This is a genomic window from Polaribacter sejongensis (assembly GCF_038024065.1).
GTDB lineage: Bacteria > Bacteroidota > Bacteroidia > Flavobacteriales > Flavobacteriaceae > Polaribacter > Polaribacter sejongensis.
In genome coordinates this window covers 3,902,916-3,926,116 of record NZ_CP150667.1, presented here as the reverse complement: position 1 = coordinate 3,926,116, position 23,201 = coordinate 3,902,916, and the positions used below count along the sequence as shown (strand labels likewise).

General features: G+C 31.3%; 13 protein-coding genes. 7 read left to right on the top strand and 6 right to left on the bottom strand.

The genetic code is table 11. The features are described from left to right. Positions 1 to 106 precede the first annotated feature (106 nt). From gatB/aspS to WHD08_RS16115, 5 genes are all read right to left on the bottom strand, one after another. Positions 107 to 3,445 (bottom strand): bifunctional amidotransferase subunit GatB/aspartate--tRNA ligase AspS, encoded by a 3,339-nt coding sequence (gatB/aspS, locus tag WHD08_RS16135; RefSeq protein ID WP_208890052.1) that lies wholly within the window; start codon positions 3,443 to 3,445, stop codon positions 107 to 109. After that, complete coding sequence (locus WHD08_RS16130; protein ID WP_208890053.1) at positions 3,445 to 4,845, bottom strand: amidase family protein; 1,401 nt, start codon at positions 4,843 to 4,845, stop codon at positions 3,445 to 3,447. Before WHD08_RS16130 ends, gatB/aspS begins: the two co-directional genes overlap by 1 nt. Positions 4,846 to 4,847: 2 nt before the next feature. Next, positions 4,848 to 5,114, bottom strand: a complete 267-nt coding sequence (locus tag WHD08_RS16125) for a hypothetical protein (protein ID WP_165732531.1) — start codon at positions 5,112 to 5,114, stop codon at positions 4,848 to 4,850. 349 nt (positions 5,115 to 5,463) lie between these two features. Next, a complete protein-coding gene (locus WHD08_RS16120) occupies positions 5,464 to 7,227 on the bottom strand; it encodes a glycerophosphodiester phosphodiesterase family protein (RefSeq protein WP_244183292.1) in 1,764 nt (587 codons plus the stop codon). A gap of 82 nt (positions 7,228 to 7,309) precedes the next feature. Then, positions 7,310 to 9,814, bottom strand: a complete 2,505-nt coding sequence (locus WHD08_RS16115) for a TonB-dependent receptor (RefSeq protein ID WP_208890054.1) — start codon at positions 9,812 to 9,814, stop codon at positions 7,310 to 7,312. 598 nt (positions 9,815 to 10,412) lie between these two features. On the opposite strand from WHD08_RS16115, the gene gyrB reads away from it, so the two are divergent. From gyrB to recQ, 4 genes are all read left to right on the top strand, one after another. Further along, a complete protein-coding gene (gyrB, locus tag WHD08_RS16110; RefSeq protein WP_208890055.1) occupies positions 10,413 to 12,350 on the top strand; it encodes a DNA topoisomerase (ATP-hydrolyzing) subunit B in 1,938 nt (645 codons plus the stop codon). A 232-nt stretch (positions 12,351 to 12,582) separates the two neighbouring features. Beyond that, entirely contained in the window at positions 12,583 to 13,644 is a 1,062-nt protein-coding gene (locus WHD08_RS16105; protein ID WP_208890056.1) for a DUF6588 family protein, read from the top strand. 133 nt (positions 13,645 to 13,777) lie between these two features. After that, positions 13,778 to 14,704: a malate dehydrogenase gene (gene mdh, locus WHD08_RS16100; RefSeq protein WP_208890057.1), complete on the top strand. Its 927-nt coding sequence runs from the start codon at positions 13,778 to 13,780 to the stop codon at positions 14,702 to 14,704. A gap of 161 nt (positions 14,705 to 14,865) precedes the next feature. Continuing rightward, positions 14,866 to 16,977: a DNA helicase RecQ gene (gene recQ, locus WHD08_RS16095; RefSeq protein WP_208890058.1), complete on the top strand. Its 2,112-nt coding sequence runs from the start codon at positions 14,866 to 14,868 to the stop codon at positions 16,975 to 16,977. A gap of 56 nt (positions 16,978 to 17,033) precedes the next feature. On the opposite strand, the gene WHD08_RS16090 is transcribed toward recQ, so the two are convergent. Further along, entirely contained in the window at positions 17,034 to 17,549 is a 516-nt protein-coding gene (locus WHD08_RS16090) for a hypothetical protein (RefSeq protein ID WP_261972643.1), read from the bottom strand. Between the two features lie 605 nt (positions 17,550 to 18,154). Between WHD08_RS16090 and WHD08_RS16085 the strand changes: the two genes are divergently transcribed. The 3 genes from WHD08_RS16085 (at position 18,155) to WHD08_RS16075 (ending at position 23,106) form a co-directional block, all read left to right on the top strand. After that, positions 18,155 to 18,757: a hypothetical protein gene (locus WHD08_RS16085; protein WP_208890060.1), complete on the top strand. Its 603-nt coding sequence runs from the start codon at positions 18,155 to 18,157 to the stop codon at positions 18,755 to 18,757. A 157-nt stretch (positions 18,758 to 18,914) separates the two neighbouring features. Continuing rightward, a complete protein-coding gene (gene secDF / locus WHD08_RS16080; RefSeq protein ID WP_208890061.1) occupies positions 18,915 to 21,890 on the top strand; it encodes a protein translocase subunit SecDF in 2,976 nt (991 codons plus the stop codon). Positions 21,891 to 21,987: 97 nt separating this feature from the next. Continuing rightward, positions 21,988 to 23,106 carry an adenylate kinase gene (locus WHD08_RS16075; protein WP_208890062.1) on the top strand — a complete coding sequence of 373 codons (1,119 nt, stop codon included), beginning with the start codon at positions 21,988 to 21,990 and terminating at the stop codon, positions 23,104 to 23,106. Positions 23,107 to 23,201 lie beyond the last annotated feature (95 nt).

Below are 23,201 nucleotides of genomic sequence, written 5' to 3'. Positions count from 1 at the left end.
ACTTATTAATACTCATTTTTAAATTATAGAGAACATCATATTTAACCAAAACAAAAAAAATCTCGCTTTCGCGAGATTTTTATATTTACAAGAATTCTTTAAAAAATTACTTCCTCATAATTCTAACATTCATCTCTTCTACTTTTTTATCACTCAAAATAGAAGGTGCGTTGAATAATAAATCTTCTGATGAACCTGTTTTAGGAAAAGCCATTACTTCTCTAATAGAAGCTTTTTTCTCTAAAATCATCATTAAACGATCTACTCCCCAAGCAATTCCTCCGTGAGGTGGCGCTCCGTATTGGAAAGCTTTGTACATCGTTCCAACACTTTTCATCATTTCTTCTTTATTGTAACCCATATTTTTATAGGTTGCTTCTAAAATTTCTGATTTATGTGCACGAACAGAACCTCCACCAATCTCATAACCGTTTAAGATTAAATCGTATTGTTGAGCGATAATTGTACCAATCTCCTCTCCTTCTCCAGTCATGTGCTTTTCTAAATCATAGATTGCTGGCATAGAAAAAGGATTATGTGTAAATGTCCATCTTCCTTCGTCTGTTTTTTCAAACATTGGGAAATCTACTACCCAAGCTGGTCTTAATTCTTTCGGATTAATCAACTTAAAGATACGTCCCATTTCTTGACGAACAGCGTCTAACGCTTTGTTTGCTGTAGCATAATCTGACGCTGAGAAAAATACAATATCCCCAACTTGAGCATCTGTTGCTTTAATAATATTAGCAGCAATTTCTTCACCTAAAAACTTAATAATTGGCGATTGTAAATCGTTTTCATTTACAATAATATATGCCAATCCTCCTAAACCATTTTGTTGTGCAATAGCTGTTAAGTTCTCAATCTGACCTTTAGAAACTCTTTTTCCTCCTTGTTCTTCAGCCGAAACTTTAATACATTTTACAATTCCGCCGTCTTCAATTGGTTTGCTAAAAACCTGAAAAGTAGTATCTTTTACAATATCGGTAATGTCTTGCATTTGCAATCCATATCGTAAATCTGGTCTATCGCAACCATATTTGTCCATAGCATTTTTATAGGTAATTACTTCAAACGGACGTAAAATCCATTTTTTACCATAAATTTTCTTCACAATTTCATTAAACATTTTAGTGTTTAAATCGATGATTTGCTGCATACTTGCGTACGCCATTTCAATGTCCAATTGTGTAAATTCTGGTTGTCTGTCTCCACGAGAATCTTCATCTCTAAAACAACGTGCAATCTGGAAATATTTTTCAAAACCACCTACCATCAACATTTGTTTAAACTGCTGTGGCGCTTGAGGTAATGTATAAAAAGAACCTGCTTGCTTTCTAGTAGGAACAATAAATTCTCTTGCTCCTTCGTCTGTTCCGGCAGTTAAAATTGGAGTTTCAATTTCTAAAAACTCTTCTTCATCTAAAATATCACGAAGTAACTTAATTACTTTATGTCTATTTACAATTGCTTTACGAACCTCATCATTTCTATGATCTAAAAACTTGTATTGAAAACGAGTAGTTTCGTTCGTTTTCATGGCTCTTTTTATTTCAAAAGGAAGCGTTTTAGATAAATTTAAAATATCTAATGCTGCTGTTTCTAATTCTAATTTACCAGTTCTTAAACCAGCATTATAATCGTCTTCTTTACGCTGAACCACAACTCCTGTTACAGAAATTACAGATTCTGATTTTAACTTAACAAGTTCATCTAAATTAGGGAATGTTTCTCTACTTAAACGTACTTGAAAAACTTCATTACTTGAATCGCGTAAATCAATAAATATTAATTCACCATGATCTCTCACACTAGAAACCCAACCAGATAAAGTTACCTCTTCATTAATTGTACCTTCTGTTAGTTGAGAAATTTTATGCGTTCTGTATTCTTCTTTTATAATGATTGGAACTGTTTGTAGTTCTTCTTCAACTTTTATTTTTGATTTTGCTCCTACAACTTCATTTTTAGAACTTCCAGCATCCACAGAACCCTGAACTCCTGACTTTAAATTCTGAACTTGCTCAAGTATTTCCGTACGGATAACTTTCCCTGAAGCTCCTTTACCAATAATACCAATTACTTTACCAACAAGAATACCAGCTTTCCCTTGATTTCCTGCTTTAATATCGTTTGCAATGGCATCATTTTCTGCAATTACTTTTTTAACGGCATCTTTAATTTTATCTTCAGAAATAGTATTGTCTTCAAAATACTTGTTGTAATCGAAGTTTCTATCTTTTAAATATGATGTAATTCCGTTTTGTACTAAAACAGACGTAATTTTATCATCTTTAAATAATTGGAAAATTTCTGTTAATTGGGCTACATCATGAATATTTTCATACTCATCTGCACCAATATTATTCACCAATGTTTTGGCTACAAAAGAAGCATCCTTAATTTTATTATTGATAGCTACAAATACTGCAGAACGTAAAGAATCTGCTGTAAAAAATTTAGCATCTTGTGGTAAAACGCCACCATTTATCAAAATAGATTCTACTGCAAAAGGCAAAGAACTAATATCTACATCAATACTTTCTACTACTTTTTTAATGTTTACAAAAGGTAAATCTGGTTCAGAAATAAAACGATAATCTGCTTCAAATTCCTTTTTACGCATGGTTTTGGTCTGCTTTAAATCTGCATCCCATAAAACCGTAGTTTGGTCTGGTCTAAACGCCTTATTTTCTACGTAGTAATTTAATTGCTTTTCAATTTCTTCCTTTAAAGCATCTACCATAAACTTAAAAGAATTTAAGTTTTTGATTTCTGTTCTTGGGTTTAAATCATACGTATGTTTTTTTCTTAGTGATACAGAAACATCAGATTTAAACTCCCCTTTTTCAAGATTTGCTTCAGAGATTTTTAAATTCTGAACAATTCTTTGAATGTATTGTGCATACGTAGAAGCATCTTCTATATGACGAATACAAGGATCGGTTACAATCTCTATTAACGGAACACCTGCTTTGTTAAAATCGACCAAAGAAATTTTCTTTTCGTGCATCAATTTTGCAGCATCTTCCTCAATATGAACTTGCGTTAAACTCACTGTAAATTGCGAACCATCATTTCTATAACAAGAAACTTGTCCGTCTGGAATTACAGGATTGTGAAACTGTGTAATTTGAATGTTCTTTGGGTTATCTGGGTATTCGTAATGTTTACGATCCCAAGAAATAACTTCATTAGAAAAAGTAGATTTTACCGCTTTTCCAAAATAAATAGCTTTGGTAATTGCTTCTTTATTTATCGATGGTAAAACCCCCATTTGCCCAGTACAAACCGAACATATATTCTGATTTGGTTTTTCTATTTCTTGATTTGCACAAGAACAGAATAACTTCGTTTTTGTATTTAATCGAACGTGTGTTTCAATACCGATTACTAACTCTAAGTCGTGCTTTTTAATAAGCTCATTTAATTGTTCCAGTTCCATTATATCGTATCTTTTAAGAAGTTAGCAAACTTCAAAACAAGTTCGTCATTATTTTTTGCTGCCGTAATTTGTAATCCTGTTTCTGTTCCTTGTGGCACTGTTAACGTTGGTAATTGTCCTAAACTAAAACCAACTGTATACGCATCTGACAAATACATTGCCAACGGATCTTTTAAACTATCGCCTATTTTTGGTGGCGAATTTGGTGTAACTGGTGATAAAATAATGTCTACCTCCTTAAAATCTTTTTCAAAATTAGCTACAATCTGATCTCTAACGTTTAATCCTTTTAAATAGATTTCATCAGAAAAACCTTGCGATAACACCTGATTTCCACCAACAATTCTACGTTTAGATTCTTCAGAAAAGTTTTCTGATCGTGTAATAGAATACGTATCTTTTAAATTATCGCCTTCTATTCTGTTTCCGTAATTAGTACCATCTAATCTTGAAAGATTCGATGCTGTTTCTGCCATTGCTAATGTATAGTATGTAGAAACTAAGGTATCAGATTCAAAGAAATCTAATTCTTTTACTTCAATTCCTTTGGCTTTTATTTTTTCTATTGCTGATAAAAAATCTGCTTTTACTTGCGCATCAATAGCATCATTTTCGATGAAATTTTTAAAATACCCAACAGTTTTTACTCCATCAGCATTTAAAATAGTTTCTTCGGATATTTCTTCTGATTGATATGTAGTTTGGTCTTTAATATCCTGACCACTCATCACATTTAAAACAATTCTAATATCTTCGATTGATTTTGCAATTGGCCCAACACAATCTGTAGACGATGCGTATGCCATTAATCCGAATCTAGAAATTCTTCCGTACGTTGGCTTTAATCCGTAAATTTTATTATAACCTGCCGGTTGACGAACAGAACCTCCTGTATCTCCACCAATTGAAAATACAGTAAAATCTTTGGCAACGTTTACTGCAGAACCTCCACTTGATCCTCCAGAAACTAAATCTGTATCAATCGCATTTTTAACGGCTCCAAAAATGGTGTTTTCAGACGATGAACCATGTCCAAAACTATCGCAATTTTCTTTTACTAACGGAATTGCGCCAGCATCAAATAATTTCTGAATGGCAGTTGCTGTATATGGTGATTTGTATTTTTTTAATAAATCTGAACTTGCCGTTGTTAAGGTTCCTTGTACCATGTACACGTCTTTAATTCCGAAAGGAATTCCCTCTAACAGACCAATTTCTTGTCCATTTGCAATTTTTGCATCTACTTTTGCAGCCAATTCTAACGCTAACGTATCTAAAAGTGAATTGACGGTATTGTGGGTGTTCGATTTTAATAAATCTAATCTTTCTTGTACTAATTGTGTACACGAAATTTCTTTGTTCACCAATTGCTGATGAATTTTACGTATTTGCGATTCCATAATTATTCTTCTATCACTTTAGAAACTACTAAATAGCCATTTTTTTCTTTCGGGAAGTTTTCGATAATGATTTGCTTTTCCGCTTGCGGACTATCAATAACCACATCTTCTCTTAAATCATTTAAAGACACTGCATTATTATGATTGCTATTAGAAGTAGAATTTGATGTATTTGCTTTTTTAATTACCTCAAATAACTGATTCACCGATTCCGATGGTTTTGCTCCTTTAATGCTAGACAAAATGTCTACCGTCATTATTTTACTCATGTCTTTATTTTTAGATTCAAAAAAAAGCCTTCCGATTTGGAAGGCTTTATTTATATATTTCTAAACAACAACCTTCCGTCCTAACAATTAGGATTATTGAAATTACGATTGTTATTATTGTTTGTCATTTTTGTTATACTGATGACAAATATATACAGAAAAAACTGTTTATATTCTTCTTTTTTAAGATTTTATACAGCCTTTACAGTATTTTTAAAATATTGATATTTATTTATTGATATAGCAACAGATTAAAGAATATTTACAAGAAACTTACTAATTAAATAGTAAGCTTCAAATAAACATCTCGATAAAATTGGGGGATTTCACTGTTTTTATTAAAATAAACTTATTTTCTTAAAGGAATTGCAATATTAGGGTAATCGGTAATAATTCCGTCTACACCCATTTTTAGTAGGTTTACCATATCCTCTTTTTTATTGACCGTCCAAGGAATTACTTTCATATTTTTATTTTGAATCGTTTTCACCTCATCTTTATTCAATAAAACAAAATACGGACTGTAAATTTCTGGCACAAAACTTAACATTTTCATATTCGTTTCAAAATCATTTTGATACGTTAAAAATGCCAATATAAACTCAGGGTATTTCTTATGAATATATTCTAAAATACGAGGATCAAAACTTTGAACCGTTATTCTATTTTTAGGAATTTTTGCTTTTATCAATTCCGCTATAACAAGGTCAGAAAATTCGGCAACAGCAGGTTGAAACTCTCTTTTTTCATCATCAGGCGTACTTTTAATTTCGATATTATAACGAATCTCCTCATTTTTAGCTTCGGCAAAAGCAATTACCTCAGACAACAATGGTTTGTATGCTTTCTCTTTTTTCTGCTCTAAGAATTTTGGATTTCCGATAGAACCAACATCATAACTTTTAATTTTTTTGTATTTATTTTTATACATATTAAAAGCCAAAGCGCTTTCTTTAGAAATCTTATTTCCTTTAGCATCTAAAGTAACGTCCTCATTTAACCAAGGCTCATGAGAAACTACAACCTTATCATCTTTACTAATTACAACATCTAACTCTAAAGTATTTACACCTAATTCTAATGCTTTTTCAAAAGCCTGAATTGTGTTTTCTGGTGATAAACCTCTCGCTCCACGATGACCCTGTAAATCAAATTCGAACTTTTGTTCTTTCTCTAAAATTACGTCGTCAATAAAAGTTACTGTTTCGTTATAAACACCTTGCCAATCGTTAGATCTTAAATCGCACGCAATTACATGGTTTCCTGCTTCCGGAAAAGAAACTTTCACTTTTTTATCCGCAGAAGTTCCTAAATCATCATACATTTTTAAAATTGCCTTAACAGAAACCACCTGATCTTGTTCTTCTTCATTCTTATAATAATAGCCAACAAATACAGGAACTTTAACTTTAGCAAAAGTTGCTGGCTTCATATTATCTAATAACATTTTTATTAAAGCCTCGTAACCATTAACATGATACGTAGTAGACCAATATTTAGCTTCTTCTTCAGGTCTTTTCTGCTTTGTAATTTCACTTCCGTTCATTTTTATAAATCCGGCTTTTCCTTCTGGAGTGGTAATTGCTGCAAATGCAGGATTTTTAAGTCCAATAAAAGGAGAATACATTACCAAACCTAAAATAGAAGCATCTTCCGAAGCTAGTTTTAAGCTTAAAGTTCCGCCAGTAGATGTACTTACCAAAATTACTTTCTTACCAATTATTTTACCAATGGATAAAGCTTCTTTCGCTGTTTCTATATAATTTTCTGGAGTTAACTTCTTAAAACTATCATCTCTCTGTATACCATGTTCTTTTAAACGAGACACATAAACATTTGCGTTGTATTTTTTAGAAAGCATACTCAATATAGGCTCTCCCTCCCTACCACTTGCTCCAAAACCATGCAAATAAACAAATGCAATATCAGATTGTTTATTTTTATAATTATCAGCCCAAATAATTCTAGCATCATTATTAGGTTTAATGTTTTTATTACTATCCTCTTTCTTTTTTACAATACTTTCAATTGTCATAATCGTTTTTACTTCTTGACCTAAAACTATAAAATTAAAGGCTATTAATAAAAGCGAAGTTAAAAATGTTTTTTGCATAATAAATTGTGTTTAAAAAAAAGCTATCTAAAATGTTTGTTAAAATACATTAAGATAGCTTTTCTATTAATTATAAGCGTTCTTAAAAGTTCGCTTTTACTTGCATTCCAAAAAATCTTGGTGCCCCAGCAATAAAGGTTGGTATACCAAAAGCTCCTCCAGTATTACCTGCATCAACAATAAACTCTTTATTTAAAGCATTATTCATAAAGAAAGTAAGTTCGTAATCTTTGTTAATTACAAGACCTGTTTTAAAATTTAAAATTCCGTACCCATCTTGAGAAATATCTGGCAAATTTGTTTCTTCAAAAAATACTTTAGATTTATACGTATAAGTTGGTCTAAAAAAGTAGCTTAAATTTTTAGTAGCATCTATGTTGATATTAAATCCTGCAGAAAAAGAATTCTTAGGTGTTAATCTAAATGTATTTCCTGCTAAAGCTTGTGCATTTCCATTAGAGTCTTCGTCATCAAAAGAAGCATCTATATAACTATAATTTGCAAAAAAGCTTGATGTCTTAGAAAAAGCATATTGCATAGCCGTTTCAAAACCAAAAGAACTTGCACTTCCACTATCTTCTGGCGTTGCCGTTAAGACTCCATCTTCAAATTTAGAAATAGTTGTTTGAAAATTTGAATACTCATACACATACGCATTAACATCAAATTGTAATTTATTATTTAAAAACAATGATTTTGCACCTACCTCATAAGACCAAACTGTCTCGTCTGATAATACATTTGTTTCTGTTGCCGTTACATTAATAACATTTGGCCTTCTCCCTCGGGCTGCTGTACCAAATAATGTAATATTATCATTTACATCATAATTTAAAGCGAAACGCCCAACGGCTGATAAAAAGTTTTCACTAGCTTCTATTTTTTCTCCATTTGTTGATGCAAACAACACATTTGGATAACTACCTAATAAGTGCCCTAAAACAGAAGGATTTTCTGAATCCGTTACTTGATATCCTGCATTAATGTTTTCTAATGTTGCTCTTAATCCTAAAGTAACAGATAATTTATCTGTAAAATCATAAGAAGCATCTGCAAAAACATCTCCAGAATAATTTTCTCCAAAGTTAGTATTAGATTCTGTATTAAAAGAATTTAACGGAGCACCTGCAAGTGATCCAAAAGTATCTGGATCATTTGGTACGTTCGGTAATAATGTTGGCACACCACTAATTAATAAAGCTTCCGGATTTAAAAATAACAATGCTACACTTTGCTCATTATATTCCCAAGGCACTCTTTGAGAACCTTTTTCATAAAAGAAGTTCCCTCCAAAAAACCCTCTAAACTTATCATCAGTATCAAAATTGAATCTTAACTCTTGGCTAAATTGTTTTCCTTCTGATATCTCATGGAAAAACAAAGCAGGAGCTGCAGTTCCGTCTGCATCAAAAGCTTCATCAGAATTAAATTTTCTGTACGCTGAAGTAGCAGTAACACCCCAAACATCATTTAAATCATGTTTTAAAATTGCAGTAACACCCCAAACAGTTCTGTCTAAACCTAATTCTTCTCCCCTTTCTAAATCTGCAAAAGTATTCGGGTTTGTATCTCCGCCGAATGGCGCATAAGTTCCGCTTTTAAAAGAAGTTCCCGGAGGCGTATCTTGTTGCCAGTTTGCAATTACATCTAAAGTAGTCTCATCATTTAATAAATATCTAAATGAGGTTCTAAAAGCAACTGTTTCTTTTCCGTTTAAATCTCCACCAGAAAGGTTTTCGATATAACCATCTCTTTTATTATAAATTGCAGATGCTCTAAAAAATAATTTATCTTCAACTAAAGGTGCATTATAATGTCCTGTTGCTAAAAACTGATTAAAGTTACCATACCCTAATTTTACAGCACCAGAAGTTTCATTTTTTGCTTTATTTTGAATAATATGCATTGCTCCTATCTGTGCACCTCTGCCAAACAACGTTCCTTGCGGACCTTTTAAAACCTCTACACGTTCTATATCATACAATTCTACCACAGATCCTCTAGATTTACTAATAGAAACTCCGTCTTGAAAAATAGAAACTCTTGGCTCTACTCTAGAATCTCCACTATCACTTGTAATACCTCTTACTACAATCCCAGGATTGTTAACACTTTGAATTTGCACTTGAAAACCTGGTACATATTCAGATAATGCATCATACTCAAACGTTCCTTGGTTTTCTAAAAAATCCGTTCCGTAAGAAGTTATTGCAATAGGCACATCTTTATTTTTTTGTTCTCTTTTTTGAGATGTTACCACAACACCTTCTAATTGATAAGCACTTTCTTTTAAAACAAAGTTCTGAATAGTTTCTAACTTATTAATAACTACATTACTAATAATAGTATTGTACCCTAAATACGAAATCTCTACACGATATGTCCCCTTAACAATCTTATCTAACAAAAACGTACCATTTTCATTTGAAGTTGCTCCTTTTGCTATTTTTTTAACATGAACATTTGCTCCCATAATAGGCTCTCCTTGTTCTGTAGTAATAGTTCCTTTTAGGACACCTATATCTTGGGCATTTATACTAATTACACTAAAGAGTGTTAAAAATGTAAGTACAATTTTTGAAAACATTGTTTTATGAGTTTATAATTAATTTGAACCGCAAATTTATCATCGTAAACCGAGACTCTTATTAATTTAAAATCATACAAACGTTACTTTTTTAATCATTAGGACCTATTCTATACAGATAATTTACAAAACAATAACACCAAAGTTTCAGCATATTAATGTTGTTTGCCTTTATCAGAAAAAACACTTTTAGATTAATAACTGATTTATAAATTATTAATCAATTTAACCGTAAAATAAGCTACTTTAAACAAAGAATCATAAACTTAACTTACACATATCCATAACACCTTAATATCGTACTAATATTCCTTCAAACTAAGAATGTCTGCTATTTTGTAGTTTTAAAACAAAAGGTTTAAGCTACTTTAAATCAACCGAAATTTAAACTCGATTTAAAAAACATCAAAATTAAATTTAACACCCATTTTAAGCGATTTAAAGCACTTTTTAAAAATTAACAAATGTTGATAATTTCAGACAATAATCTCTAAAAAGCTTTTAAAACCCCTTTATTAATTGTAAATTTGAGATTGTGAATTTTGCTTTTTAAGGGCAAATTTCATCAATCTAAAAAAACATTAATTTACTTTATATAATGAGCGAAGAAATTAAAAAAGAATATGATGCTTCCAGTATTCAGGCACTGGAAGGAATGGAGCATGTTAGAATGCGTCCTTCCATGTATATTGGAGACGTTGGCGTACGTGGTTTACACCATTTGGTATACGAGGTTGTAGATAACTCTATTGATGAAGCAATGGGTGGTTATTGTGATACAATTGACGTTACTATAAACGAAGATAATTCTGTTACAACTAAAGATAACGGACGTGGAATTCCTGTTGGAATGCACGAAAAAGAAGGCGTTTCTGCATTACAAGTAGTAATGACAAAGATTGGTGCTGGTGGTAAATTTGATAAAGATTCTTATAAAGTTTCTGGAGGTTTACACGGTGTTGGTGTTTCTTGTGTAAACGCACTTTCAGATCTTTTAGTAGCAACAGTGCATAAAGATGGTAAAGTTTGGAGACAAGAGTACTCTCAAGGTAAAGCATTATACCCAGTTAAAACCATTGGAGAAACTGATTTTACAGGTACAATTGTTACTTTTTTACCAGACAAATCTATCTTTAAACAAACTACAGTATTTAATTACGAAACGCTAGCTACTCGTATGCGCGAGTTATCGTTTTTAAATAAAGGGATTACCATTACTTTAACAGACAAACGTGAAACAGATGATGAAGGAAACTTTATTTCTGAAATTTTTCATTCTGATGAAGGTTTACCAGAATTTATTAAATATTTAGATTCTACTCGCGAACAATTAACATCGCAAGTAATTTCTATGGAAGGCGAAAAAAACGGAATTCCTGTTGAAGTTGCCATGGTATATAATACTTCGTATGCAGAGAACTTACATTCTTATGTAAACAACATTAACACACACGAAGGAGGAACGCACTTATCTGGTTTTAGACGTGGATTAACAGGAACTTTAAAAAAGTATGCTGATGAATCTGGTTTATTAAAAAATGTAAAATTTGATATTGCTGGTGATGATTTCCGTGAAGGATTAACGGCAATCGTTTCTGTAAAAGTGGCAGAACCACAATTTGAAGGGCAAACAAAAACAAAATTAGGGAACAGAGAAGTTTCTGCTGCAGTTTCGCAAGCAGTTTCAGAAATGTTAACTGATTATTTAGAAGAAAACCCAAATGATGCTAAAACAATTGTTCAGAAAGTAATATTAGCTGCAACCGCAAGACACGCTGCACGTAAAGCCAGAGAAATGGTACAACGTAAAACGGTAATGTCTATTGGTGGTTTACCTGGTAAATTATCTGACTGTTCTGAAACAGATCCAGCACAATGCGAAATTTTCTTAGTTGAGGGAGATTCGGCAGGTGGAACAGCAAAACAAGGTAGAGATAGAAACTTTCAAGCAATTTTACCACTTCGTGGAAAGATTTTGAACGTGGAAAAAGCAATGCAACATAAAGTTTTTGAAAACGAAGAGATCAAAAACATGTTTACAGCTTTAGGTGTTTCTATTGGTACAGAAGAAGATCCAAGAGCTTTAAACTTATCTAAAGTTCGTTACCATAAAGTAGTTATTATGTGTGATGCCGATGTAGATGGTTCACATATTGCTACCTTAATATTAACGTTCTTTTTTAGATACATGAAAGAAATGGTAGAGCAAGGTTATATTTACATTGCAACACCACCTTTATACTTAGTTAAAAAAGGTCAGAAAAGAGAATATGCTTGGGATGACAATCAACGTGATATTATTGCTCAAAACATGGGTGGTTCTGTAAGCATACAGCGTTACAAGGGTCTTGGGGAAATGAACGCAGATCAACTTTGGGACACAACAATGAATCCTGAATTTAGAACACTACGTAAAGTGGTAATTGATAGTCCTGCAGAAGCAGACAGAGTTTTCTCTATGCTAATGGGAGATGAAGTTCCTCCTCGTAGAGACTTTATAGAAAGAAATGCAAAATACGCAAACATAGACGTATAAGATTTCAATCTAAATAATTTTATATCATACACATTTCTAGCAATAGGAATGTGTATTTTTTTTGACCATAAAACACACATATTTCATACGTTTTGCACATACTCATTTATAGGTATTTTCTCCCTTTTTAAAGTATTAAAATATCAGTAACCTTTGTTTATTAATAAAATTATCTATTTTAGCAATCACTTTAACAGAACTTTAACCAATTATAAATAAAGCACCACAACCAATGAAAAAAAGCATTTTAATTATTATCTGCGTATTTGCATTTACATTTAACCTAAAAGCACAAGATGGTTTAGAGAACATTCTTTTTGCCGATATTTCAGACGCAAACCTACTAACAGAGGCTTATTTAAAACCAGCGGCAGAAGGCTTTATCTACGGAATGAGCAGCGGTTGGTTTCACACAGCAAAAGTTCACAAAACACTAGGTTTTGATATCACCATAGGCGCTAATCTTTCCCTTGTTCCATCTGATAAAGAAATTTTTAATGTAAATTCATTAAACTTATCCGATAAAATCACACAAAACCCAATAACTTCTCCTACCGTTTTAGGGAGTGGTGATAGTGCTTTACAAAATGGTTTTGAGGTAACCATACCTGCAAACTCAGACCCTACGATAAATAATGGTATTCACCCAGAATTAGTGAGAAACTTTACAATGCCAGATGGTTTTGGAGATGATCTACCTTTAAACGCAGCACCAACTCCATCCGTACAAATAAGCTTAGGTCTACCTTATCAATTTGAAGCAACTGTACGTGTTGTTCCAGAAGTAGGTAGCGATGATGTAAAGGGAAAATTATTTGGTTTAGGAATAAAAAAAGAAATCACCAATTGGTTTGGCCCTTTAGATAAATTACCTCTTCATGTTTCTATAATGGGTGCTTTTACGAATATGACAGTTACAAGTGCTATAGACGACCCTAACGACAATGGAGTAACCATAACTGACGGTTTAGGAGAATTAAAATTAGACTCTTATACAGTACAAGCTTTAGCTTCATTAAATTTTCCTTTTATAAATGTTTATGGAGGTATTGGATACGTTAGCGGTTCTTCTTCTTTAAACATAAACGGAACTTACGAATTAGAATATTCAGGAGGGCTTGGACAAACATATAGAAAAACACTTGTAGACCCTTTAAACTTAAACTACAAAGTTGGTGGATTAACATCTACAATCGGAGCAAGATTAAGCTTAGGATTCTTTAAGATTTTCGGAAGCTACACCCTACAAGAATACAACACAGTAAATGCAGGTATTGCATTTAGTTTTAGATAAAAAGAGTCGAAATCCTTTTCGTAAAAAGACACCTTTATAGGGTGTCTTTTTGTTTTTATAAGACTAAAACCTTAAGTAATTTTCGTACTTTTGTTAGAGATCAAATACATTATAAATCTTAAAAATTATATATATGAAAGTTTCAGTAGTAGGAGCAGGTGCAGTAGGTGCAAGTTGTGCAGAATACATCGCAATTAAGGATTTTGCATCCGAAGTTGTTATTTTAGACATTAAAGAAGGTTTTGCAGAAGGTAAAGCAATGGATTTAATGCAAACGGCTTCTTTAAACAGTTTTGATACAAAAATTACAGGAAGTACAAATGACTATTCTAAAACAGCTAATTCTGATGTTTGTGTTATTACCTCTGGTATTCCACGTAAACCAGGAATGACTCGTGAAGAATTAATTGGTATTAATGCAGGAATTGTAAAAACAGTTTCAGCTAATTTAATAGAACACTCTCCAAATACAATTATCATTGTGGTTTCTAACCCAATGGATACAATGACTTATTTAGTTCATAAAACTACTGGGTTACAAAAAAACAAAATCATTGGAATGGGTGGTGCTTTAGATTCTGCTCGTTTTAAATACAGATTAGCAGAAGCTTTAGGTGCGCCTATTTCTGATGTTGACGGTATGGTAATTGGTGGTCACTCAGACACTGGTATGGTTCCTTTAACTCGTTTAGCTACTCGTAACTCTGTTCCTGTTTCAGAATTTATTTCTGAAGAAAGATTAGAACAAGTTTTACAAGACACTAAAGTTGGTGGTGCAACCTTAACTGGTTTATTAGGTACTTCTGCTTGGTATGCTCCAGGTGCAGCAGTTTCTGCAATGGTACAAGCAATTGCTTGTGATACTAAAAAAATATTTCCTTGTTCTTCTTTATTAGAAGGTGAATTCGGTTTAAGTGATTTATGTATTGGAGTTCCTGTTGTTTTAGGTAAAAACGGAATTGAAAGCATTGTAGAAATTAAATTATCTGATGCTGAAAAAACTCAAATTCAAGCTTCTGCAAAAGGAGTAAAAGCAACTAACGCTTTGTTAGAATTATAATAAATAGTCTTTTACAACAAATTATAATACATAAAGCCTCAAAGAAATTCTTTGAGGCTTTTTTTACACCTCTACTTCTATCCCATCTTTTCTAGGAAACCAAATAGATATTACTGTACAAATATCTAAACCCGTATATTTGAGCCCCAATTGTTGAAAAAGTGAAAAATCAAACACATACCCTTTTAAAAAACGTATACGGTTACGACAACTTTCGTCCTTTACAGGAAGAAATAATCAACAGAACCATAGACGGAAAAGATAGTTTTGTACTAATGCCTACCGGAGGAGGGAAATCAATTTGTTTCCAAATTCCCGCATTGGTTTTTGATGGAATTACCATTGTAGTTTCACCATTGATTTCATTAATGAAAGATCAAGTACAAGCCTTAAAATCTAACGGAATAAAAGCTGATTTTTTTAACAGCTCCATTTCTCCGCAAGAAGAAAACGATGTAATTGGTAGAGCAATGAATGGAGAATTACAATTATTGTATTTATCTCCAGAAAAATTAATATCCGTAAGCAATACTTGGCTTAGAGAATTAAACATAAAATTAGTCGCTATTGATGAAGCACATTGTGTTAGTATGTGGGGACACGATTTTAGACCTGAGTACACACAACTAAAAGTTTTTAGAAACTCTTTACCGAAAGTACCTTTTATGGCTTTAACCGCTACTGCGGATAAATCTGCTAGAAAAGATATTGAAGACCAATTGGGCTTAACAAACTCTAAATTATTTATTTCTTCTTTTGATCGAAAAAACTTAAGCATAGAAGTTAGAGGTCAAGTTCCAAAACAGAAAAAGCTACAAGAAATCGGCAATTTTATAGAACGACGAAAAGAACAAAGTGGTATTATTTACTGTTTGAGTAGAAAAAACACCGAAGAAGTAGCGAGTCACCTGAAGCAAAGAGGTCATTCTGTAGCATTTTATCATGCCGGAATGAATAATGAAGAAAGAGAAAAAACACAAACGGATTTTATAAATGACGATACTAAAATAATTGTAGCTACGATTGCTTTTGGAATGGGGATTGACAAATCAAATGTTCGATTTGTAATTCATTATAATTTACCAAAAAACTTAGAAGGCTATTATCAAGAAATAGGAAGAGCAGGAAGAGACGGATTGCCATCAGAAACTATCCTCTACTACAACATGAGAGATTTTGTATTATACAGCCAATTTGCAGATGGTGGAGCAAATAGCGATATGCAAAAAGAAAAACTAAACAGAATGCTTCAATTTGCAGAAGCTAAATCGTGTAGAAGAAAAATATTATTATCCTATTTTGGAGAGCATCTCACAGAAAACTGTGGAAATTGTGATGTTTGCGAAAATCCTCCTAAAGATTTTGAAGGCACTGTTATAACTCAAAAAGCACTTTCTGGAATTGCAAGAATGAAAGAAAAAGACGGAATTACTATGTTAATTAATGTTTTAAGAGGAAGTAACAATGCAGATATCCACTCCAAACAGTATTATAATCTAAAAACATACGGAATAGGAAAAGATGTTAGTTTTTTTGATTGGCGAGATTATGTAATTCAAATGGCAAACCAAGGTTTGATAGAAATTATGTATAGCGAAAATTCTGCTTTAAAAATATCACCCATCGGGTGGGCAGTTTTAAAAGGAGAAAAAACAATACGACTAACAACACCTCTAACTTCAGATGACAAAAAGAAGAAAGCAAAAACTATAAAAGCAACAATTGGAAGTGAAGCAAATAAAGATTTATTTACAGAACTAAAAAAAATAAGATATTCCATTGCTAAAGAAGAAAACATGCCAGCGTATATCATTTTTAATGACAAAACATTAAAATTAATGGCAAGTGAACTTCCAACAACCGAAAATGAATTTTTAGCTATTTCTGGGGTTGGAATGAACAAAATGGAAAAGTACGGTGACGAATTTATGAGCGTGATTCGTAAATTTAAAAGCGTGGCAAAACCTAGAAAAGTTAGTACAATGCAACACACGTTTAATTTATACCAAGAAGGTTTTAATGCTTCAGAAATTGCAGAAAAAAGAAACTTATCTATCACTACTGTTTTTTCACACCTTTCTCAATTGTATATGGAAGGAAAAGAGGTGGAATTAGAAAAACTTGTGGATACAAAAGTTATAGATAAAGTACGAATTGCTTTTAATGAATTAGATCGTAAAGTAGCATTGAAACCCATTTACGAAAAACTAAACGAAGAAGTTTCTTATGGGGAAATAAGGTTGAGTATTACACTCATTTTAAAAAACGAATAACAGCCATAAATTATCAATAGGTACACATTTTTACTTTTCAACAAAAAAGAATAGCATTAAAGCCTTTTCATAATTTCTGTCTTCCAATTTAATTTTTCAGCAAGAATTTTTTCTTCATTTATTTTTTTAAGATTCATAACATAATCATGAAATTCAAAATTGAAAGAAAAGTATAATACAGAAAAATTAACCTTATCATCTACAAAGATAGAATTACCATTAGAATCATTAATAGCACACTCTGAAAAACAAACCTTAGAGTCAATATTTAAATATTTTTCCCTTAAGATATTTTCAATTTTACTTTTATTATTCATATTAGAAAAAGTATACCTAAAAAGAACTAACTTTTTTTTATAAAAATGAAGTTCCAAGATAACTTTGTCACTTCCAATTATAGTTTTAGAATATAAAATAACTGTACCACAAAGCGTTTTAACAGTATGAAAATCATCTTTAAGACCACTTTTAACACTTCTAATTGTACTGCCGAATTTAAACTTAGAAGTAAAAAAAATTTCATTTTCAGTAGTAACTACCTTCCTTAGTTTAAGCTCTTCAAACAATAACAAATAGTAGTTAATATTTTTAATACTAAAAAAAGACCTATAAAAATAACTTGCGTCTTTATAATTATTCTTTTTTAGAAAACGAAAAAACAAGCAAGGCTTTAAAAGGGAAAGAGTACTCAATTGGTATAATATTTTGGGGGTTATTGTATAATAACAAACATACTTAAATTATACAACAATCAAATCATTAAATAAAACCTTTTAATTTATTAATATAATCAAATAACTGTAATTATGTTAAAATTTTTAACAAATTCACAAATAAAACTCGATTATCACAAATAAAACGCAATTAAAAAACTCAAAATTTTATAAAAACAGTACAATATAACGATGCTATTCTAAGTAATAAAACAAATGCACAACACCTAGTCTAATACATTTTAAAAAACTAGAACACAAAGTAATAAACAACTAAAAAAAAACATAAAACATAGAATTACAATGAAAGAAAAGAGTAAATATAATTAGTTTTAAGAAGCAAGAATATGACAATTATCTTGCATTTAAAATTACATTATAATCTGTTAAAGTTCCTATCAAGAAAATTAAATTAGATTCTTTATTACAGAACGATAAAGCAATCTTTTTTATATATTTGACACATGAGAACAAAATGGTACATCGGTACTTTATTCTTACTATTTATTTGCTTCGGAGCATTTCATGAAGAGGTTACTTTACCCAATCAAGAAATAGTGCTCGAATTTGTTGATGTTAAAATTGACCAAAAAGATATTGAAAGCACCATTGCTGACGTAAAAGAAAAACTATTAAAAATTGGTGTTTCAAACATTAAAATCAATGAAACAGACAGCGGAACTTTAAAGATTTCTTACTACAGTACTTTTCATATTGATAAAATCAAGAAAAAACTAGCTAAGAAACATACGTTAGTTTTAAATGAAGACCCTGATCATAAAGAAAAAGATGAGAATTCTTATAAATACCATATTGATATTCATGAAATAACAAATAAATCTGATATTTCTAATTCTGATTTTCATTTTGTTGTAGAACTTAAATATAATTTAGATAAAATAACCAATTACAATTTATTTGCTTTCCTAAAAAAAGCAGACCAAAACAAAGAAAATCAACTCTTTAAAACTAGTTATAAAGTTCATAAAACAAATCCTTTTATAAAAGATAAAACATCTTACAACGAACCAGAAGTTAGAGCAGGTCCCAGAAGCTTCCATCTATAAAAAATGTAATCATTTACACTTTTTTATATCTACTTTAAAATCATGAGTACCAAACTCATAATTACAAAAAACAATCAACAAAAATAATTGTCAGATTTTACGAGAAACTATATATTTGCTCGTTTTTTAAAAACCTAGACAATAAAATAATTATAAAATGCAAAACAAAGGACTTATAAAGTTATTTGCTATCCTTTTTGGAATAGTAAGTTTATACCAATTATCATTTACATTTTTAGCCACTAAGGTAGAAGATGACGCTGTAGCTTACGCTGAGAGCAAAGGTGATAATATTGATGCAAGACAAAAAGCTACTTTTGAGAGAAAGTACTTAGACAGTGTTGCAAACCAAGAGATTATTAATTTAGGTGTTGCCTCTTACAGCTACAATGATGTAAAAGACAAAGAAATGAATCTTGGTCTAGATTTAAAAGGTGGTGTTAATGCTATTTTGCAAGTATCTGTAAAAGAAGTTTTAAAAAGCTTAGCTAACGACTCTAAAAACGTTGCTTTTAACCAAGCACTAGAGGCTGCAGATGAAGCTCAAAAAAGTAGTAACGCTACTTATTTAGACTTATTTTTTGAAGAGTTTGAAAAAGTTGCAGGAGACACTAAATTAAGTGATCCTTCTATTTTTGGAACAAAAGCTTTAAGCGAGAAAATTACTTTTAACGAAGCAAATGCTACCGTTAAAGCAACTTTACAAGAAGAGATTAACAGTTCTATTGGTACTGCTTTTGAAGTATTAAGAAGTAGAATTGATAAATTTGGTGTTACACAACCAAACATTCAAAGAATTGGAAATTCTGGTAGAATTCAAATTGAATTACCAGGAGCAAAAGATATTGAGCGTGTTACTCGTTTAATTACTAGTAAAGCAGAATTACAGTTTTGGGAAGTTTATACCAATGTAGAAGTTCAGAATTACTTTTTTACTGCAAATGCTAAAATTGCTGAAATCTTAAAAGACAACAGTGCAGCAGAAAAAGTAATCGACTCAACTAAAACAGATGATATTGATGATTTATTAGGTGAATCAATCGATTCTACAGATGTAAATCAAAAAAACCTTTTCACCTATTTATTTCCTAACGTAGCACAATCTCAGCAACAAATGAGTTCTCTAGTAGGACAAGCTAGAGTGTTAGATACGGCAATGGTAAATGATTTATTAAGCAGAAAAGACGTAAAAGCTTTATTGCCTAACGAATTAAAGTACGTTAAATTCTTATGGGATTATAAATCTAACAAAGGTACAGACGGAACTGAGCTAATTGGATTATATGCAATTAAAGGAAGCCGTAGTGGTAATGCTACTATTGAGGGTGATGTTATTTTAGATGCTTCTCAAGTATTTGACCAATTAAATAAGCCAGAAGTTTCTATGACTATGAACAGTTCTGGAACAAAACAATGGGCTAAAATGACTACCGAAAACCAAGGTAAATTTGTTGCTGTTGTATTAGATGACTATGTATATACTGCTCCTTCTGTAAATACGCCAATTACTGGAGGTAGAACTTCTATTTCTGGTGGAACAATGACAATTACAGAAGCAGAAGATATTGCTACTGTATTAAAAGCGGGTAAATTACCTGCAGCTGCAAGAATTATTCAAATAGAAGTTGTAGGGCCATCATTAGGACAAGAATCTATAGATCATAGTATTCAATCTTTTGGATTAGCTATTTTATTAGTATTAGTTTGGATGGCTTTATATTACGGAAAAGCTGGTTTATATGCAGACATCGCTTTAGCGGTAAACATCTTATTTATCTTCGGAATTTTAGCTTCTTTCAACGCCGTGTTAACATTGCCTGGTATTGCAGGTATTATCTTAACCATTGGTATGTCTGTAGATGCAAACGTAATTATCTTTGAAAGGATCAAGGAAAGTTTAGCTATTAAGAAAGGATTAAAACAGTCTGTAGAAGAAGGGTTCTCTATTAAAGGAGCTTTATCTGCAATTATAGATGCAAATATTACAACGCTTTTAACAGGTGTTATTTTATATGTTTTTGGTACAGGACCAATTAAAGGTTTTGCTTTAACATTAATGATTGGTATTGCAACGTCATTATTTACAGCAGTATTTATTACTCGTTTATTAATAGACAGATCTATTAACAAAGGTGGTAAATTAACATTTAATACTTCTATCTCTAAAGGATGGTTCCAAAACATAAATATAGAATTCTTAAGAAAACGTAAAATTGCGTACATCGTTTCTGGTGCTGTAATTATTGCAGGTATTGTTTCTATTTTCTCTATCGGATTAAAGCAAGGTGTAGATTTTAAAGGAGGACGTTCTTACGTTGTTCGTTTCGATCAAAGCATGAATGCTACAGAAGTTGCTTCTACTTTAAAAGATGCTTTTGGTACGGCTCCAGAAGTAAAAACATACGGTTCTGATCGTCAATTAAAAATAACAACAGTTTATAAAATTGATGAAGATGGACAAGATGTAGATGACCAAGTTCAGAGTGCATTATTTACAGGATTAAAATCTTATTTAGGAACAACTACTTATGAAAACTTTAAACCAGGTTTCGAAAAAGAAGGTTCTGGTGTAATGAGTTATATGAAAGTAGAGCCAACTATTGCAGATGATATTAAAACATCAGCATTATACGCGGTATTTGGATCATTATTAGTTGTTTTCTTATACATCTTATTACGTTTTAGAAAGGTATCTTTCTCTATTGGAGCTGTAACTGCAGTTTTCCATGATGTTTTAATTGTATTAAGTGTATTCTCTATTACATACAGCTTTATGCCTTTTGATATGGAAATAGGTCAATCATTTATAGCAGCAATTCTAACCGTAGTTGGATACTCTCTGAATGATACTGTGGTTATTTTCGATAGAATTAGAGAGTTTACAGGAACACATCCTAATTGGAAATACAGCGAAGTTGTAGACAAAGCATTAAGCTCTACTTTAGGTAGAACTATAAATACATCTTTAACAACATTATTAGTAATGTTAGCAATCTTCTTATTTGGAGGAGACTCTATTAAAGGATTTATGTTCGCCTTAATTATTGGTGTAGTAGTAGGTACCTATTCATCATTATTTGTGGCAACACCAATTATGTTTGATACTTCTAAAAAAGAAGAAAAAAATAATTAAACTTATTTATAGAAATATTAAAACCGTTTTTAATTTGTGAGATCAGATTAAAAACGGTTTTTTCATTCAACAAATAGCTATTAAAAACAACAATCTAATGAGTATTATAAAACTTCAAGATCTATATTTTAAACCTTTTATTACTAAGGAAGAAATTGCAGTAATCGTAAAGCAATTAGCAGTACAAGTAAAAGAAGACTTACCTAAAGGGGAAGTTCCTATTTTTGTAGGAATTTTAAACGGGTGCTTTTTATTTGCAGCAGACTTTGTTAGAGAATTTAATGGAGATTGTGAGGTTTCTTTTGTAAAATTAGCTTCTTATAGCGGCACTACTTCTACAGAAAACGTAAAACAATTAGTAGGTATTAATGAAGATTTAACAGGAAGAACTGTAATTATATTAGAAGATATTATAGATACAGGGAACACTCTTCAAGAAATTTATAATATCTTTAGAGATAAAAATTTAAAACAATTAAAAGTTGCAACGTTATTTTTTAAACCAGACGTATTTAGAAAAGAACTACCAATCGATTATATCGGAAAAGGAATTGAAGATAAATTTATTGTTGGTTACGGATTAGATTATAATGGTTTAGGGAGAAACTACCCTGCAATTTATCAATTATCAACACAACCTAAAATGAAAAACATCGTATTATTTGGCCCTCCAGGTGCAGGGAAAGGAACACAAGCAGATTTTTTAAAGGACATGTACAACTTAGTGCATATCTCTACAGGAGATGTATTCCGTTTTAACATTAAAAATAAAACTGAATTAGGCTTGTTAGCTAAAAAATATATGGATGAAGGAGATTTAGTTCCGGATCAAGTAACTATAAATATGCTAAAAGCTGAAGTTGAAAAAAATGCTGATGCAAATGGCTTTATTTTTGATGGGTTTCCTAGAACAGAATCTCAAGCAGAAGCATTAGATGCTTTTTTAGCTGAAAAAGGAGAACAAATAAACGGAATGGTAGCTTTAGAAGTTCCTGAAGATGCTTTAGTAACTCGTTTATTAGAAAGAGGAAAAACAAGCGGAAGAACTGATGATACTGATGAAAGTAAAATTAGAAACCGTTTTAATGAATACAATACCAAAACAGCTGTTTTAAAAGATTATTTTGAAGCTCAGAATAAATACTATGGCGTTAATGGTTTGGGTTCTATTGAAGAAATTACACAAAGAATTGCAAAAGTATTTGATACTTTATAAAATGTGTAACTGTGTAATTGTTTAACTGTGTAACCTTTAAACGTATATTACATAGGGCAATTAAACACTTAAACATTTACACGATTAAACAAGAA